This window comes from Bacillus cereus group sp. BcHK124, from assembly GCF_027712065.1.
GTDB classification, from domain to species: Bacteria; Bacillota; Bacilli; order Bacillales; family Bacillaceae_G; genus Bacillus_A; species Bacillus_A pacificus.
The window spans coordinates 1-18,439 of sequence record NZ_JAQFPJ010000038.1; the positions used below are offsets into that span (position 1 = coordinate 1).

The following is an 18,439-nucleotide window of genomic DNA, read 5'->3' on the forward strand; positions in this document are numbered from 1 at the left end:
TTAGTTTGTCTAGCATCTAAAATAAAAATTGACGTTTCACGTTGTTTGTTTCGTTCAGTTTTCAAAGAACTACTTGGCCGCTCATTTGCGACTTCCTTATGTTAACATCTTCGTTAGTTAATGTCAACTAAGTTTTTTATTTCGTTTGTCGCTTTCGACGTTGTTGTCATCGGCGACTCGTATAATATTACACCTCTAATCTCTAATCGTCAATATATTTTTCTAAAAAAATATAAAAAGGCTTATTCCTTTTAAAATAAGCCTTTTTATCATATACCATTCTATTCGTTTATTATCTTTCTATAATTGGCAACGAGACGATAAACTGAATAACACCATCCTCATATTCAGCTCGAATACTACCACCTTGTAATTCAACAATACTTTTCGCAATCGCCAATCCAAGGCCCGATCCTTCTGTTACTCTACTTCTAGATTGATCTTTCTTATAAAAACGTTCAAACAAACTCGCTAACTCTTCTCTCGTAAACGCTTCACTATGATTCGCAATTACAATTTGTATATCCCGGCGCTGCCTTTGAAGAGAAACTTTTATCTCCCCATCATCTTTACTATACTTAATCGCGTTCATTAATAAATTATCAAATACACGAACCATCTTTTCCGAATCAATCGCTGCATAGGCACGTTCCTCAGGAAACTTCTTAACGAACGTAAGCCCATGCTCTTCTGCTTGCGGTACTAACTCTTCTATTAATTGCTCGAGTAACTCATTTATACAAACCTCTTGTTTTTCTAATATAACTTGCTCATTTGTTAACTTCGTATACTCAAATAAATCTTCTATTAAATTCTTTAACTGCTCCGACTTCGCAAAAGCAATTCTCGTATACTCATCATGTTGTTCTTTATTTTCATATTTAGAATCTCGAAGTAATCGTAAGTAACCCATAATAGAAGTAAGTGGTGTACGTAAATCGTGAGATACATTCGTAATAAGTTCGTTCTTTTGCTTCTCTAATTTACGTTCCTTTTCTATATTATTCATAAGCTCTTCTGCCATATTATTAATATTCTCAGTTAAAGACGCAATCTCGTCTTCACCTTTCTTCTCAATACGGTACGCTAAATTACCTTTTTCTATTTCCTTTACACCTTCTGCCATCGCTTCAATTTGCTTCATCTTTCTCTTTGTTATATAGAAGAAAGAAAAAATGAATACGAGTACACCAATTAAAAATGGGAATGGTCCTTCTTGCGTATCATATATTACTTCACCTTCTGGAATCCCACTAACAAACATGTATAAATTCTTATCTTCTATTGTAATAGGCGCAAAGGCTATAAATTCTTTTCTCGTACTTTCAAATTCTTTTCTACCATTCATATAATTAATCGCAAACGATGATGCATTACGAATTGTATTATGCAAATCAATTTGTTCTTCTTGTGCCTGCTTCGTTTTATATAAAACTTTACCACTCTCGTCAGTAACCAATACTTTTAAAGCTCTAGAGTCTCGTTCTAAATTTTGATTCTCTATTTCAATCATACTTGATATAGCTTCTAATTTATTTTCATGAACTGAACTATTTGCCACACTTTGTGCTTGTTGGTTAATTTGTTCCATACCAGTCCGATAATCGATCGTCGCCTCTCGATTCGCATTCTCAAAAAATGGCGCTGCTGCCTTCGCTGACAAAATCCCTAATAACGCACAAGCAGTGAACGCAGTAATAAGTTGAATCCGCACACTCCGTTTCACACTCTTCACTAGCTTTCCGATTAACTCTCGAAATTTCCTAACATAAGTAAATGGATTAAATATCTTTTTCAATCTTATACCCCACTCCCCATACTGTTTTTATATATCTAGGCTTCCTTGGATTCTCTTCAATCTTTTCACGTACTTTCCGAATATGCACCATTACAGTATTATCAGACTGGAAAGATCGTTCATTCCAAACCTTTTCATAAATTTGCTCTGCACTAAAGACCATTCCCGGATTACGGGCTAGTAATTCTAGAATTGAAAATTCCCTCGGGGTCAACTTCACTTCTTCTCCCTCTACAATAACTTTATGGGTCGAGATGTTGATTTTCATCTCTCCAATTTCTAACTCGTCCTCATTTTGAATAGAAAAACCATTCATTTTCATATAACGGCGTAACTGAGATTTTATCCTTGCGATTAACTCTAACGGATTAAATGGTTTCGTTACGTAATCATCTGCACCCGTTGTTAACCCTAAAATCTTATCCATATCTTGCGTTTTCGCGGAAAGCATAATAATTGGCATTTCTTTTTCTTCCCTTACTTTCATACACATATGAATGCCGTCTACTTTCGGCATCATAATATCTAATACGACTAGATGTACTTCGTTTTCTTCTAGTAAACGTAATCCTTCTTCGCCGTCCCCTGCTTGCAATACTTTATATCCTTCATTCTTTAAATAGATTTTAATAAGATTCCTAATTTCTTTTTCATCATCTACGACAAGTATTGTTTCATTTGCCACAATATCTCCCCCATCACTTTTTTAATCCCTAACTTCTATTATAGGAAAACTTCTGAAGAAAAACGCTCGGAAATCCTTAAGATTTTCTGAAGACGCAAAAAAGGTCTAGACCCCCCTTAAGTCTAGACCTTTCAAAAACCCCTTTTATTTACGAACGTAGATGAAATATAGTACGAATAAAACACCCATAACATACATAATCGGATGAACCTCTTTACGTCGACCACTTACTACCATTGTAATTGGATAGAAGATAAACCCGATCGCAATTCCTGTTGCGATACTATACGTAAGTGGCATTGAAATGATAGTAAAGAATGCTGGTACTGCAATCTCAAATTTCTTCCAATCAATTTCCCCTAAGGAAGAAACCATCAAGATTCCTACAATAATTAATGCTGGTGCCGTTACAGCTGGTGTTACAACACTTAGTAATGGCGAGAAGAATAGTGCCAGCAAGAAGAATCCTGCTGTTACAACTGCTGTAAATCCAGAACGTCCACCTGCCGCTACCCCTGCAGAAGATTCAATGTAAGACGTTGTTGTTGATGTACCTAAAATCGCACCAATTACAGTTGCAATCGCATCTGCAAATAACGCTTTTCCTGCACGTGGTAATTTATTGTTCTTCATTAATCCTGCTTGATTCGCAACCGCTACAAGCGTACCTGCTGTATCAAAGAAATCGATAAAGAAGAACGTTATAATAACAATCCCCATTTGAACAGTGAAAATATCTCCAAAGTGCGTTAACGCCGCACCGAACGTTGGTTCTAAACTCGGTATTGCTCCCACTACCGCTTTCGGAGTATCAATTAATCCGGTTGCTACTCCTAAGATTGCCGTAAGAATCATACCGTAAAATACTGCACCATTAACTTTCTTAATCATGAAGATAATGGTCGTAACAACTCCGAAAATTGCTAGTAACGTTGTGCCCTTTGTTAAGTCCCCCAACCCAACAAGAACAGCATCATTTTTCACGATAATTCCGGCATTTTGGAATCCAAGGAAAGCAATGAATAATCCAATACCTGCCGCTACTGCAAACTTTAACTCCGATGGAATTGCATTAATGATTTTTTCACGAATACCTGAAGCAGTAAGAATAATAAAGATAATACCTGACATTAACGTTCCAGCAATTGCCGTTTGCCATGGAATACCCATCGTTAACACTGCTGTATAAGCAAAGAACGCGTTAATTCCCATACCTGGCGCTAAAGCAATTGGATACTTCGCGAAAATACCCATAATTAACGAACCAATCGCTGCTGCTAATGCTGTAGCAACGAATACTGCACCTGGATCCATTCCTGTACCTGCCGGTAATCCTTTAACATTTCCAAGTGACAGCGTAGCAGGATTGACAAATAGTACGTAAGCCATAGATAAAAATGTCGTTAAACCTGCTATGAACTCTGTTTTGTAATTCGTGCCGAGTTCATCAAACTGAAAATAGCGTTTCATCTTACGTTTCCCCCGTTATATGATTACTCGCCGTAATCCCCTAGCCCTCTTTTATCTATTAAAAATAAAAAAGGCTTCCATTGCATATACATGGAAGCGTTCTATGAATAAAGATAAGATTCCCCTCACCTTTATAAAAACGCCTCGTAGTCAAGCCATTTACGGTAGCTAGGTAGAAACTTTCGGGCCATATCCCCGATATTATACGACGGCATAATATTCACTTTTCGTTTGAATTACATACTCATATTAACTCGACGAAGTAGTTTTGTCAATTTAAAAACGAACATTTTTACAAATATTTATAGTTTCGTTCGTATTAACCCTAAAATAAAAAGATCCATCTATACATAAGTAATAGATGGACCTTTTTATAAATACTATTCCCACTCAATCGTTGCTGGTGGCTTACTCGTTACGTCATACACGATACGGTTAACGTGTTTTACTTCGTTTACGATACGTACAGAGATTTTCTCTAATACGTCCCAAGGGATACGTGCCCAGTCAGCTGTCATGCCGTCGATAGATGTTACCGCGCGGATACCTACTGTGTAATCGTACGTACGCTCGTCACCCATAACACCTACGCTACGCATACCAGGAAGCGCAGTGAAGTATTGCCAGATTTCGCGATCTAAGCCAGCTTTAATAATTTCTTCACGTAAAATCGCATCAGATTCACGAACGATTTCTAATTTCTCTTCTGTGATTTCACCTAGTACACGAATACCAAGACCAGGACCTGGGAATGGTTGACGCCATACGATTTCATCAGGAATTCCTAGTTCAGATCCTAATACACGTACTTCATCTTTAAATAACGTGTTTAAAGGCTCAATTAATTTGAACTGCATGTCTTCTGGAAGTCCACCAACGTTATGGTGAGATTTAATTGTTTGCGCAGTTGCTGTACCACTTTCAACGATATCTGTGTACAGTGTACCTTGTGCTAAGAAGTCCATTCCTTCTAATTTAGAAGCTTCATCATCAAATACGTAAATGAATTCGTTACCGATGATCTTACGTTTTTGTTCTGGATCTTCTACACCTTTTAACTTGTTCATGAAGCGTTCTTTTGCATCCACTTTAATAACGTTCATATGGAAGCCTTCGCTAAATGTTTTCATAACGCCTTCTGCTTCGCCTTTACGAAGTAAACCGTGGTCAACGAAAATACATGTTAATTGATCACCGATTGCTTTATGAATTAATACTGCTACAACAGAAGAGTCTACACCACCGCTAAGTGCGCATAGAACTTTTTTGTCTCCAACAGTTTCACGAATCTTTTCTAATTCTACTTCAATAAAGTTCTCCATGTTCCATCCTTCAGAACAACCACATACGCCGAATACGAAGTTTTTAATTAAATCGTTACCGTGCTCAGAGTGACGTACTTCTGGGTGGAATTGTACACCGTATAAGTTTTTCGCTTCATTGCTCATACCAGCAATTGGGCAAGACTCACTTGTTGCATCTACTACGAATCCTTCAGGTAAACCAGTTACTAAGTCACCATGGCTCATCCATACAACTTGCTCTTCTGGAAGGTTCGCATATAATTTTGATTCGTTCTCTACTTTAAGAACCGCTTTTCCGTACTCACGGTGGTTTGCACGTTCTACTTTACCACCGAATTTTTGTGTCATAAGCTGCATACCGTAACAAATACCGAAGATCGGTAATCCTAGGTCAAAGATTTTTTCATCACAATGTAATGCACCTTCACCATATACACTATTCGGTCCACCAGAGAAAATAATCCCTTTTGGATTTATTTCTTTAATTTCTTCTGCAGTAATTGTATGCGGATGAAGTTCACTGTATACACCGAACTCACGAATTCGACGTGCTATTAACTGATTGTATTGACTTCCAAAATCTAAAACGATAATTGTATCGTGTTGCTTCTTCAAAATAATCACCCCAACGTTAGTTCTCGTATATAAATATTTTCACCAATTAGGCGAAAAGCATTACCAATATAATAAAAAAAGCCAGTCCTCCGCCTCTAGTCTCATAACAAAGAAAAGGCAGGGGTCTGGCTTTATAAAGAAAGATAGTCTCCGCTCTTTATAAATATAAGACACACTGCCTTCATAGTCAGGTTGTTTACGGTAACCCGGTAGAGACTCTCAAACCATATCTTTGAGGATATATGAAGGATCGTTTTATATTATCTTCCTAGATTCTAACAATGAAGTATCAATATGGTCAAGAGAGAAAGCGACAAAATTCTACAGAAATTCATTTCCTTTTAATCAAAATACCAAAAATAACTCTACCTAAATAAAGATATTTACTTTAATGCGAGCAGAATTAAAACATTTTATCTATAAATCGATAATATTTAACAGCTTTTTAAAATGCGAATTATAGTAATAATTTATGACATTACTTTTGGGAATACTGATAAAAATTTCACCCTAAGAAAAAAGCATCTAAATCCACATCACTTTTTAATATTTTTTTCCTATTAACTCCTAATTCAAATGCTAGTTCTACTGAAGCTGCAGCTAAAACTTCTGAGTTTGCCTGAACATCAAATGCAGCATCAATTAGAGAATTATACTGAGTATATTTAGCATTTATTTTAGAGATAATCTCCTGATAGGCCTTTTCCACTTTTACCAAAATAGATTCCGTGTAGGCATCAAGCACTTTTTTTAATTCTCGTTCTCTCGCACCCAGTTTATCTTTTGCAAATCCCCACACAAAATTCGCAGTAACCGTACCAATAACTGCGCCTAATACCGGAATAGGTATTAGCATTTGCCCTATCGCTCCTCCTGTCGCTGCGATTCCAGCTTCAATACAAAGTATTTGTCCTTGAGTGACAAATTCATCCATAGAAATCTGTTCTTTCTGTAAATCCACAAGTAAAGATGATAGTCCCATAACGGCACTTGTAACAGCACCTGCAAATGGAGCTGAAAGCGATGTCAAATTAGTTAAAGCATATATACTCCCAGCCGTAATACCACCTTTCACTCCAGCTTCAGCAGAGCTTAGACCTATATCTTTCCAATCATTTTTATCAAACTCCTGAATTTTCTTTCCATGTTTCACCTTGCTGTAAATTACTGTGATTGCATTCAGCGAGGTTGCTATCACTACTGCTGTTCCAGCAACTTTTCCACCTTCTCTAAATGAAGGTCCCTTTTGAACTTCGATTATTTTCACTTTTTCTTTTGCATCTGATTGAATTTCATCTTGAATTCTTTGATTTTCTTCAATAATTCTATCTTGATGCATCGAAACCGTTTCTCCAGCTCTCCCCAACTGCACTTCACTATAATTAGAGACAGACGGCTTTACTATCTCCTGAAACCCCCGACCTGTTCGACGCTCTATTTCTTCCACTTTCTGAAGAATAGCACGAACCGATTTGTCATTTAGGCCCCCAGAAAAATCACCAGATTTTATAGATGTAATAATTGCATATTGATCTTTAGGAATAGAATAATTCATAGATCCATCTTTATATTTTTCAAAATGATGAAGTACATGTTTGAGTGTATTATTTGTACCATTTATAAATTTTGATTGATACCTAACACCGTCTAGAATAAAATCTTCCGGTGCTGTGCGAGCTACACCTTCAAATGTAGCAACCTCACTATTCCCTTTTAAAGCTGCCCATGCATTTCGTACATTGACCTCCAGATGTTCCGCTACTTCTCCGTGTTTCGTTTGCTCAGATCCTAATATATGCTTAGGTTCAGAAAGAAACTGACGCATTTTTATCATACATTGCAATGCCTTTTCAAAATTCAAATTCTGTCGCTCTTGATTCTGCAATTTTTCTCTAACAACTTCATCAAGTTGCTTTGCAATAGATTGACTTTTCCAATGATTAAATCCATCTACCCCAACAGCAACAATCTGATCTTTCCATACATTCGTTGACATCTATTTGCCAACTTCCTTCATAAATAACGCCGATAAGCTCTCTGTATTATTTATTATAGCTCTTAAAAAATTGCGCTCATCTTGTGAAAAATCAATAAAAGATTTTACATTCTTCGTATTACTAATAAAAGCAATTAAGCTCTGCTCTAAATTTGATGCTAATTTTTGCGTAGAATCCTTCAAGGCAGTAATTTCAATAGATGTGCCATCAAGAATTTTGGTTGCCTTTACAACTTCAATTCTTTCTTGATCCGCTTTGATAGCAGCATCTCTATTCTTTTTACTTGCAAAGAAACCACCTGCAACTAAACTAACCGCACCAATCCCCCATCCAACAGGTCCTGCTAGCGCTAATAAAGCACTTCCTCCTGCCATACCGCTACCGCCTGCAGCAAGTGCACCTCCACCTAACCAAGCTAAGGCTGCATTGGTTGCTGCCGCTCCTGATAAAGTAGAAATAGCCGCACCAGTTGATGCAGTTCCAAAGGTTGTGGCAATCGCCATCGCTGCCGTTGGGGCAAGTGCTGCTGTTGCTACGCCCGCTGCAACACCGGCAGCGGTTCCTCCTCCTGCTAATTTAATCATTTCTTTTTCGTCATATGAAATCTCGCTAAGAACTTTAAAACTAGCTATATTAATATGGATTTTTTTCAAACTTTTTTCAAATTCTTTTGGAGTATTAGCCAAAGCGTTGATATAGCTCTCCACTTTTAAAATTACCTCAACACCATAATCCCTTGTATTGTGTAATTTAATTGCATTATTTTGTAAATTTTTAGAGGATTCCTCGTATTGATGTACAGCGTTTTGTAATTTATTTATCGCTTCTTTTTTCAATGAACTATTGAGCATAATCAAGTTCTCCTTTTTATATTTATAACGACTTAACACAAATCCTAATAGAAAATAGCGTTCGTCAATGAACATATAGTCAAATTAATTCTGTATACCTGTATATTCTACTATTTATTATTTAATGGATATGTCAAATACTGTCGATAATTATTATTTTAATGTGGATTTCATCAAAAATTAAAGATTCAAAACACATACTCTCTTATCCTTAGTAGTCTTAAATTTATTATAGTCATCAAAATCTAAACGCAAACAATCATAAAATATAAAAAAGACTACCTCCTCTCATCAAGGAAGTAGCCTTCTACTAATTAACTATTTATACATTGCACAGCTTCACAGAGTGATGCTTATTACATCATTCCACCCATACCGCCCATGCCCATGCCGCCCATGTCAGGCATTGCTGGTGCATTTGGTTCTGGTTTGTCAGCTACTACAGCTTCAGTTGTTAAGAACATAGCTGCAACAGATGCTGCGTTTTGAAGTGCAGAGCGAGTTACTTTAGCTGGATCTACGATACCAGTTTCAAGCATGTTAACCCACTCGCCAGTAGCTGCGTTGAAACCAACGCCTACTTTTTCGCCTTTTAGACGCTCTACAACTACAGATCCTTCTAGACCAGCGTTGATTGCGATTTGACGAACTGGCTCTTCTAGTGCACGAAGTACGATGTTGATACCTGTTGCTTCGTCGCCTTCAGCTACGATAGAAGCTACTTTCGTGTATACGTTCATAAGTGAAGTACCACCACCTGCAACGATACCTTCTTCTACTGCTGCACGAGTTGAGTTAAGTGCATCTTCAATGCGAAGTTTGCGCTCTTTCAACTCAGTTTCAGTTGCTGCACCTACTTTAATTACTGCTACGCCACCTGCAAGTTTTGCAAGACGCTCTTGTAATTTTTCACGATCGAATTCAGAAGTTGTTTCTTCTAATTGCGCACGGATTTGACCGATGCGAGCTTCGATTTGTTCTGTGCTTCCTACACCTTCAACTACAGTTGTGTTTTCTTTCGTTACAACAACTTTACCAGCGCGTCCTAAAGATTCAACTGTAGCAGATTTTAAGTCACGGCCTAATTCTTCAGTGATTACTTCGCCACCAGTTAAGATTGCGATATCTTCTAGCATTGCTTTACGACGGTCACCAAATCCAGGAGCTTTAACAGCTACTACATTGAATGTACCACGAAGTTTGTTCACTACTAATGTAGCTAACGCTTCGCCTTCTACATCTTCAGCAATGATAAGAAGCGGTTTACCTTGTTGTACCACTTGCTCTAATACTGGTAAGATTTCTTGAATGTTAGAAATCTTTTTGTCAGTGATTAAGATGTATGGGTTATCAAGAACTGCTTCCATTTTGTCAGAATCAGTAATCATGTAAGGAGATGCATATCCACGATCAAATTGCATACCTTCTACTACATCTAATTCTGTTGTGAAACCTTTAGATTCTTCTAAAGTAATAACGCCGTCGTTACCAACGCGCTCCATTGCTTCAGCGATTAATTGACCTACTTCTTCGTCAGCAGCAGAAATAGCAGCTACTTGTGCGATAGAAGATTTACCTTCGATTGGTTTAGAAATCGTTTTTAATTCTTCTACTGCAGCAACTACAGCTTTTTCGATACCTTTACGAAGACCCATTGGGTTCGCACCAGCTGTTACGTTTTTAAGACCTTCACGAATCATAGCTTGCGCTAATACAGTTGCAGTTGTTGTTCCGTCACCAGCTACGTCATTTGTTTTGCTAGCAACTTCTGCTACTAATTTCGCACCCATGTTTTCGAATGCATCTTCTAATTCAATTTCTTTTGCGATTGTTACACCGTCATTTGTAATAAGTGGTGAACCGAATTTTTTCTCAAGAACAACGTTACGACCTTTTGGTCCAAGCGTTACTTTTACTGCATTTGCAAGAGTGTCGACACCGCGAAGCATCGAACGACGTGCTTCTTCACTAAATTTAATATCTTTTGCCATAATAATTGACCCCCTTGGATTTTTTAAAATTTATATAATTAACCGATAACTGCTAAAATGTCACTTTCACGTAAAATCAAGTAGTCTGTACCTTCATATTTCACTTCAGTACCTGCATATTTTGAGAAGATGATAAGATCACCTGCTGCTACCTCTAAAGCAACACGCTCACCATTTTCAAGCACTCGACCAGTACCTACTGCAATAACTTTACCCTCTTGTGGTTTTTCTTTTGCTGTGTCTGGTAATACAATACCACTTGCTGTTTTTTCTTCCGCTTGAACAAGCTCAATTACAACGCGATCACCTAATGGCTTTAGCATGAACAATAACCTCCTCATTTTGTTATGTAAATTTTATTTATTAGCACTCAAGTCACCCGAGTGCTAACACACTTATAATAATAAATAATCTCAATTTCTTTTGCAAGTAAAAAAATCATAATTTTTTCGCAAATTACGCTATAAATTTTTCTATATAGAGTTCCTCTTCTTCTACCTTTACTATATGAATCGTTGTTTCCACTACTCGTATGTTACAATATGAAAGGACACCCTAAGTTGTTTTCGCTACACACACAACTTTCTCCTGTCTTCTATTATAATTTCAATTAAGAATTTACAAAAAAAACATAATGTAAGTAAAGTTTATATAGTAGGTAGCATCTTTACATGTTATCCTACCTTATCTCATACACTAGAGTTAGAAAGGATGGTTAAACCATTTGAAAAAACAATATTGGTGGGTTATCGTTACATACATTTTAATGCAGTTATCATCAATTGCTGGATTACCACTTCTTCTGAAAACTGGGCTTTATGATAACAAGGGATTCACTAGGGAAGAGAAATTTCAACTCATAACTGGTCACTGGGCGATCATTAGCTTCTTTATTGCATTATGTATCGTACTTTGGTTACTTAGAACAGATATTCGCGACAGACATTTAGATAAGATGCGTTCCACTGTTCCAGCTACAATTGGTTGGATTTTTATCGGGTTCTTCTTAGCATTTTTCTCGCAAAGTATTGCTGGTATGATTGAAATGTATGTATTAGGTATTAAACCTGGATCTGAAAATACAGCGAGACTTATGGATATCGCAAGAACGACACCTTGGTTCCTTATCGTCATCTCTATAATAGGACCTATTTTGGAAGAAATCGTATTTAGAAAAATTTTATTTGGTACACTTTATAAGAAGTTTAACTTCTTTATTGCCGCTATCATTAGTTCCCTTGTATTTGCGGCCATTCACTTTGATTTTACTCACTTATTGGTATACACTGCTATGGGTCTCGTATTCGCCTTCTTATATGTAAAAACGAAGCGTATTATCGTTCCAATCGCAGCGCATGTTGCAATGAATACATTAGTTGCAATTGCCCAAGTTTTAGTGAGTAACGAACAAATTCAGGAAATGATTAAAGAAGCTGAAAAAATGCAAGGCTTTATCGGAGGATTTTTAGTATGAGAAACTCACCATTGTTCATGGCTGCATTGTACTTCCTTCTAGGATGTATCTTTACACATCTAGCCATTAGGAATGTAACAGATACAATTTGGAATATGTGGACAATACTATTTGCAGTTATGGCGACGATTGATTTTAATTTGGCACTTCGCCTCATCTTAGTTAAATTCACAAAGAAAAAACAATAATAAAACGCAGAGGTCGCTTCCTCTGCGTTTTATTGTGGATAATTCTTCAAAAAGTAAACTAATGTTTGTAACTCTACTGCTAAATCAATATGATGAATTCTTATATTGTCTGACACATTTAATCGTGCTGGTGTGAAATTCAAAATACCATGCACGTTTGTTTCTGCCAATCTATCAGCTACAGATTGTGCTACTGTAGCGGGTACTGTTAATATTGCCACTTGTATATCAGATGATAAACGTTCTTCTAATTCATCTAAGTGATATACAGGAATGCCTCCGATTTCTGTTCCAACTTTCTCTTCACTAATATCAAACGCCATTTCAATTTTTGTATTATTGTTTTTCGTGAAATTATAATGTAAGAAAGCGGTCCCTAAATTACCTACTCCAATAAGCGCTACACGTGTTATATCATCTTGGTCGAGTGTTTCACGGAAAAATGATAATAAATAATTTACGTTATATCCATATCCTTTTTTCCCTAACGCTCCAAAGTATGAGAAATCTCTTCGAATTGTTGCGGAATCAACCTTTACCGCTTCACTTAATTCAGCTGATGAAACACGTTGCTTACCAGACAAAGATAAGTTTTGGATAAATCGATAGTATAGAGGCAATCTCTTAGCAGTGGCTTGTGGAATTTTCTGCTGCTCCATATAACCTCTCCTCTCTTCCTATCTTTATTCATATGCTTTAATTAAATACAGAAGTTTAGCACTTATTAAATTCCTTGTATAATAGAAAGAAGAAGTATTCTCTCTGTATTTTAAACTATACACTATTTTTAGTATGATTGAGAAATATAAACATGGCAAAGTTAAGAAATTATTTGAGGTGAAAACATTGATTTTATTACAAGTAAACGCGCTTTCGAAATTATACGGTGCAGAAACGATTCTTTCAAATATAAAATTAGAAGTTCAAACGAAAGATCGTATCGCATTAGTCGGACGAAATGGCGCTGGAAAATCTACATTATTAAAAATAATAGCGGGTGAGCTATCTCATGATGGCGGAGAAATTATAAAACCGAAAGATGTCTCAATTGGATATTTAGCTCAAAATACCGGTTTAGAAACATCTTTAACAATTTGGGATGAAATGTTAACCGTCTTTACACACTTGCAGCAAATGGAGACAAAACTTCGAAGGCTAGAGCAAGAGATGGGAAAAGAAGAAAACTTTTCAAACGAGGCTACATATGAAAGATTATTAGCTGATTATGACCAATTACAATTAGATTATAAAGATCAAGGTGGCTATCAGTACGAAGCAGATATCCGTTCGATTTTAAGTGGTCTTGGCTTCCCAGTTGAAACGCACCAGACGACGATTTCTACATTAAGCGGTGGACAAAAAACACGATTAGCTCTCGGTAAATTATTATTAACAAAACCAGACTTACTTATTTTGGACGAGCCTACAAACCATTTAGACATCGAAACATTAACATGGCTTGAACAATATTTACAAGGTTATCCTGGCGCAATACTAATCGTTTCCCATGACCGTTATTTCTTAGATAAACTTGTTACACAAGTATATGAAATTTCGAATAAAGAAAGTAGACGATTTGTTGGTAACTACAGTAAATATTTAGACTTAAAATCAGCACTATACGAGCAAGAAATGAAACGTTATGAAAAACAACAAGATGAGATTGCTAAGCTAGAGGACTTCGTTCAAAAAAATATAGCTCGTGCATCTACGACAAAACGTGCGCAAAGCCGCCGTAAACAATTAGACCGTATGGAATTATTAACAAGACCATTAGGGGATTCTAAGTCAGCTTCCTTCCACTTCGATATTGAAAAACAAAGTGGAAATGATGTTTTACAAGTAAAGGACGCAACTATCGGCTATGGTAAGGATCCAATTATTGAACATGTAACAATGCGCTTAACACGCGGAGATAGTGTTGCTTTAGTTGGTCCAAATGGAATTGGGAAATCCACATTATTAAAATCGATTGTGAATAAGTTACCATTATTACATGGTGATGTTTCTTTCGGATCCAATGTATCTGTTGGTTATTATGATCAAGAACAAGCTAACTTAACATCCTCTAAGCGAGTTTTAAATGAACTATGGGATGAATATCCACTGCAACCCGAAAAAGAAATTCGCACGATACTAGGTAACTTCTTATTCACAGGAGATGATGTACTAAAACCAGTATCATCTCTTAGTGGTGGACAAAAAGCTCGATTAGCTCTCGCAAAACTTATGATGCAAAAATCGAATTTATTAATTCTCGATGAGCCTACAAACCATCTTGATTTAAATAGTAAAGAGATTTTGGAGAATGCTTTAATTGATTATCCTGGTACCCTTCTCTTTGTATCTCATGACCGCTACTTTATTAATCGTGTAACGACGACCGTTGTTGAGTTATCAACAGAAGGTGCACAGGAATATTTAGGGGACTACGATTACTACGTTGAAAAGAAAAATGAGATGATTGAACGTGCTGAATTTGAACAACAAGAACAGCAAGAAAATCAGACACCTGTTCAAAAAACTGTAGCTCCAGAAAAATTAAATTATCTCGAAGAAAAAGAGCGCAAAAAGTTGGAGCGTCAACGTACTCGAAAAATTGAGGAACTAGAACAAAATATTGTACAATTTGAAGAAGAAATTGCTACGTTAGAAGATCAACTTTGCTTACCAGAAATATATGCAGATTATGAAAAGGCTAGTGAAATTACAACGAAAAAGCAAACACTACAAGAACAACTTGATGCTTGTATGGCAGAATGGGAAGAATTGCATTTATAAGAGTATAAATAAGAAGGATGTCTCATCAGTCGGGATTTTTGACGATGAGACATCCTTCTTATCTTCTAGCCATGGTCAACCTCTATTGCATAAACAATTCGACACGAGGTATCGATTTGCCGACAAAGTTTGACAATATTAGCCCCCCTTATAATAAGGGCATATTTCAAAATGTTTTTTAGAGATACCTTCTTCGTTTTTATTTCCCGAAAAAGGATAGATTCAAAGGTCAGACTTCATCTGTTTTATCCACAAGTTTATACACATATCCACCTTTATAAAATAAACATCTAAATAACTTTTCCACATTATCCACAATCAACAAAAAAGTTATCAACATTTTATATACACAATAAAACCCACATTATCAACAGATAATATGGGTTTTATCCACAAGCTGTGGTTAATTTTGTGTATAACTATGCTTCAATATCTAATCCTGGATTTGCATTTAAAGCTAATGTAGCACGTTTTCCTTGTTCATACGCAATTGTACCTGCCGCCGCAATCATAGCTGCATTATCTGTACATAAAGATAGAGGAGGAATAATTAGTTCTACATTTTCTTTTTGTGCAAACTCTGCTTCTAAACGTGCACGAAGCCCTTTATTCGCAGCAACTCCACCAGCAAGAAGCACTTGCTTTACGTTATAAGCATCCGCTGCACGAGATGCTTTCGTTACTAATACGTCAATTACACTCTCTTGGAAACTTGCTGCTAAATCTTCCGGTGCAATTTCTATCCCGCGTTGTTTTGCGTTATGCACAGTGTTGATAACTGCTGATTTCAATCCACTAAAACTGAAATCATACGAATCAGGTTCTAGCCATGCACGAGGTAAATCAATTGTTGGTTCCCCTTCATGTGCAAGACGATCAATATGAGGGCCACCTGGATATGGCATAGATAACGTACGAGCTACTTTATCATATGCCTCCCCTGCTGCATCATCTCGCGTTTCACCAATTACTTCAAATGAACCATGTTCTTTCATATAAACAAGCTCTGTATGTCCACCAGAGACAACAAGTGATAGTAATGGGAATTGAACTTCTTTTACTAAGCGGTTCGCATAAATGTGGCCAGCGATATGATGAACACCAACTAGGGGGATATCATGTGCAAATGCCACTGCTTTCGCTGCGTTCACCCCTATTAGAAGCGCTCCTACTAAACCAGGTCCTTCTGTGACAGCAATTGCATCAATATCATCAAATGTGATATTCGCTTCTTTTAACGCTTCTTCTAATACAACTGTAATTTCTTCTACATGATGACGGGACGCAATCTCTGGTACAACTCCGCCAAAACGTTTATGACTTTCAATTTGTGATGCAACAACATTCGCAATAATTTCCGTTCCATTTTTAACAACCGCTACTGCTGTTTCATCACAACTTGTTTCAATACCAAGTATAATCGTATTTTTTTCCATTATATATTCACCCACATTACGAGACCATCTTCCTGATTGTCTACATAGTATCGTTTACGAATTCCACCATTTTGAAATCCGTATTTTCTGTATAACTGTTTTGCTACTTCATTTGATACACGTACTTCAAGTGTCATCGTTTTTACACCTAGAGTTTTCGCCTCGGAAATAACTTCTTTTAATAAAGCATCTCCTAGCTTTTGACCTCTGTATTCTGGCAAAATAGCTATATTTGTTATATGTGATTCATCAATAATTATCCACAATCCACAATACCCAATTACACGACCATCTTTTTCTAGCACAACATAATGTGCATGTTCATTCATCGTTAACTCACGGTGAAAGGCATCTGCAGTCCAAGGAGTTGAAAAAGATGCTTCTTCAATGGCTACAATTTGAGCAATATCATCAAGTTCCATCTTTCTAAATATCATATCCATCCTCTGCAAGCTCCTACTTGTTTTGACTTTCTAACCACTTTGTTTCAGCTTCAGCTAAACGAAGGTAACTAGGAACAAATGAATGTACATCCTGTTCTTCTTTTTGTAATCCTAAGAACGCTAGCTCACTTGGTCTTGGGTTATTTTTAGTGAAAGGAGCAAAGAGAGCTTGATTGCCTAAATGTTCGATAATTGTTTCTTTGTGTAGTTTCACATCGTTACCAATAAATAAAACAGGCTTTCCTTTATCTTTTAACATTTGCAACCAGTCTACAATAAGGATGATTCGGTCTTCCTCTATAGAAGTTAAATCCTCTCCTTCATATGTATATAAGCCAGTATAAATTTGTCCACGTCTTCCATCGAATAAAGGACAGATTAATCCATCAAAATTAGCTCCGTTTGCAGCCACTACTTCTAAACTTGATACACCCACAATTGGTATTTGAAGTGACCAAGCTAATGTTTTGGCAGCTGTCACACCTATACGAACACCTGTATATGATCCTGGTCCAGCAGCTACAACTATTTTAGTTAATTCTTTTGGTTTTACACCACATTCTTTTAACAGTTGTTCTACAGCTGGCATAAGACGCACAGAATGATTTTTTGTTAAATTTGTAATGATTTCCCCAATTACGTTTCCTTCTTCAATAAGGGATACACCCATTACATAATTTGAAGTATCAATTGCTAGTACTTTCATCTTGTAATAGCTCCTCACATAATCTAATATAGCGATCTCCAATTGGCTCGAGTACAATGTTTCTTGTGTCATCTCCAGCATGGAATAAACTAATTTGTAGCTTCTCATTTGGTAAATATGCTTCTATTAAATGAGCCCATTCTACTACCGTAATTCCTTCACCGTAGAAATACTCATCAAAACCTAAGTCTTCTTCACTTTCTGCTAAGCGATACACGTCCATATGATATAGCGGTAATCTCCCTTTATATTCTTTAATAATATTAAAGGTAGGGCTATTTACAACTCTTTTCACTCCAAGACCTTTTGCTAGTCCCTTTGTAAAAGTCGTCTTACCAGCCCCTAGATCTCCTTCTAAAATAATTACATCTTGTGCCTGAGCAAGTTCACCAAGTTTTTCTGATAATCTTTGTGTTTCCTCAGATGATTTTGTTGTTATTTCATATTTACTCACAGACTTCACCTACTTTACTCACAATGTTCTCTGCTATTTATTATACAGGTTTTGAATATATAAAAAAGTCCTTAGGAGTTTTCCTAAGGATAGTTTGACTGTCTTTATTAGTTTTTTGTTAAAACAAATAAAAAAATACGAAACAACATGTTTCGTTCTTTTCTTTATATAAAATGGCGGTCCCGACCGGGGTCGAACCGGCGATCTCCTGCGTGACAGGCAGGCATGTTAACCACTACACCACGG

Annotated in this window: 16 protein-coding genes and 2 riboswitches; of the genes, 3 read left to right on the forward strand and 13 right to left on the reverse strand. The window is 36.6% G+C overall.

Translation table 11 applies throughout. From position 1 onward, the window contains the following. Positions 1-292: 292 nt before the first annotated feature. From PDK19_RS26465 to groES, 8 genes are all read right to left on the reverse strand, one after another. Positions 293-1,798 carry a sensor histidine kinase gene (locus PDK19_RS26465; protein ID WP_000719232.1) on the reverse strand — a complete coding sequence of 502 codons (1,506 nt, stop codon included), beginning with the start codon at positions 1,796-1,798 and terminating at the stop codon, positions 293-295. Further along, positions 1,782-2,483, reverse strand: coding sequence for a response regulator transcription factor (locus tag PDK19_RS26470; RefSeq protein ID WP_001262948.1), 702 nt, complete (start codon positions 2,481-2,483; stop codon positions 1,782-1,784). The genes PDK19_RS26465 and PDK19_RS26470 overlap by 17 nt, the downstream gene beginning before the upstream one ends. 144 nt (positions 2,484-2,627) lie before the next feature. Beyond that, a complete protein-coding gene (locus tag PDK19_RS26475; protein WP_000833094.1) occupies positions 2,628-3,953 on the reverse strand; it encodes an NCS2 family permease in 1,326 nt (441 codons plus the stop codon). Between the two features lie 127 nt (positions 3,954-4,080). Beyond that, positions 4,081-4,182, reverse strand: a riboswitch (purine riboswitch). 151 nt (positions 4,183-4,333) lie between these two features. Further along, positions 4,334-5,872: a glutamine-hydrolyzing GMP synthase gene (gene guaA, locus PDK19_RS26480; RefSeq protein WP_000743925.1), complete on the reverse strand. Its 1,539-nt coding sequence runs from the start codon at positions 5,870-5,872 to the stop codon at positions 4,334-4,336. 164 nt (positions 5,873-6,036) lie between these two features. Continuing rightward, a riboswitch (purine riboswitch) is annotated at positions 6,037-6,138 on the reverse strand. A 239-nt stretch (positions 6,139-6,377) separates the two neighbouring features. Next, a complete protein-coding gene (locus tag PDK19_RS26485) occupies positions 6,378-7,868 on the reverse strand; it encodes a hypothetical protein (protein ID WP_014893361.1) in 1,491 nt (496 codons plus the stop codon). Then, positions 7,869-8,720, reverse strand: coding sequence for a hypothetical protein (locus tag PDK19_RS26490; RefSeq protein ID WP_014893362.1), 852 nt, complete (start codon positions 8,718-8,720; stop codon positions 7,869-7,871). It lies immediately after the preceding gene. 356 nt (positions 8,721-9,076) lie between these two features. Continuing rightward, entirely contained in the window at positions 9,077-10,711 is a 1,635-nt protein-coding gene (groL, locus tag PDK19_RS26495; RefSeq protein ID WP_001029999.1) for a chaperonin GroEL, read from the reverse strand. A 38-nt stretch (positions 10,712-10,749) separates the two neighbouring features. Next, complete coding sequence (gene groES, locus PDK19_RS26500; RefSeq protein WP_000917306.1) at positions 10,750-11,034, reverse strand: co-chaperone GroES; 285 nt, start codon at positions 11,032-11,034, stop codon at positions 10,750-10,752. A 401-nt stretch (positions 11,035-11,435) separates the two neighbouring features. Between groES and PDK19_RS26505 the strand changes: the two genes are divergently transcribed. Together PDK19_RS26505 and PDK19_RS26510 are read left to right on the forward strand one after the other, a co-directional pair. Beyond that, entirely contained in the window at positions 11,436-12,185 is a 750-nt protein-coding gene (locus tag PDK19_RS26505; RefSeq protein ID WP_000745333.1) for a CPBP family intramembrane glutamic endopeptidase, read from the forward strand. After that, complete coding sequence (locus PDK19_RS26510; RefSeq protein WP_001246199.1) at positions 12,182-12,373, forward strand: YdiK family protein; 192 nt, start codon at positions 12,182-12,184, stop codon at positions 12,371-12,373. Before PDK19_RS26505 ends, PDK19_RS26510 begins: the two co-directional genes overlap by 4 nt. A gap of 29 nt (positions 12,374-12,402) precedes the next feature. Here the strand turns inward: PDK19_RS26510 and PDK19_RS26515 are convergent, their stop codons facing one another. Continuing rightward, positions 12,403-13,032, reverse strand: coding sequence for a redox-sensing transcriptional repressor Rex (locus tag PDK19_RS26515; protein WP_000437698.1), 630 nt, complete (start codon positions 13,030-13,032; stop codon positions 12,403-12,405). 187 nt (positions 13,033-13,219) lie between these two features. Between PDK19_RS26515 and PDK19_RS26520 the strand changes: the two genes are divergently transcribed. Further along, the gene (locus PDK19_RS26520) at positions 13,220-15,154 is read left to right on the forward strand and encodes an ABC-F family ATP-binding cassette domain-containing protein (RefSeq protein WP_000602166.1); all 1,935 of its coding nucleotides are present in this window, start codon (positions 13,220-13,222) and stop codon (positions 15,152-15,154) included. Positions 15,155-15,573: 419 nt separating this feature from the next. Here PDK19_RS26520 and tsaD read toward each other — a convergent pair whose 3' ends face one another. The 4 genes from tsaD to tsaE are packed head-to-tail and all read right to left on the reverse strand — an operon-like array spanning position 15,574 to position 18,193. Then, entirely contained in the window at positions 15,574-16,590 is a 1,017-nt protein-coding gene (gene tsaD / locus PDK19_RS26525) for a tRNA (adenosine(37)-N6)-threonylcarbamoyltransferase complex transferase subunit TsaD (RefSeq protein WP_000414588.1), read from the reverse strand. Further along, a complete protein-coding gene (gene rimI / locus PDK19_RS26530) occupies positions 16,590-17,033 on the reverse strand; it encodes a ribosomal protein S18-alanine N-acetyltransferase (protein WP_000367198.1) in 444 nt (147 codons plus the stop codon). The genes tsaD and rimI overlap by 1 nt, the downstream gene beginning before the upstream one ends. A gap of 13 nt (positions 17,034-17,046) precedes the next feature. Beyond that, positions 17,047-17,739, reverse strand: coding sequence for a tRNA (adenosine(37)-N6)-threonylcarbamoyltransferase complex dimerization subunit type 1 TsaB (tsaB, locus tag PDK19_RS26535; RefSeq protein WP_000865757.1), 693 nt, complete (start codon positions 17,737-17,739; stop codon positions 17,047-17,049). Further along, positions 17,720-18,193, reverse strand: a complete 474-nt coding sequence (gene tsaE, locus PDK19_RS26540) for a tRNA (adenosine(37)-N6)-threonylcarbamoyltransferase complex ATPase subunit type 1 TsaE (RefSeq protein ID WP_000049631.1) — start codon at positions 18,191-18,193, stop codon at positions 17,720-17,722. Before tsaE ends, tsaB begins: the two co-directional genes overlap by 20 nt. Positions 18,194-18,439 lie beyond the last annotated feature (246 nt).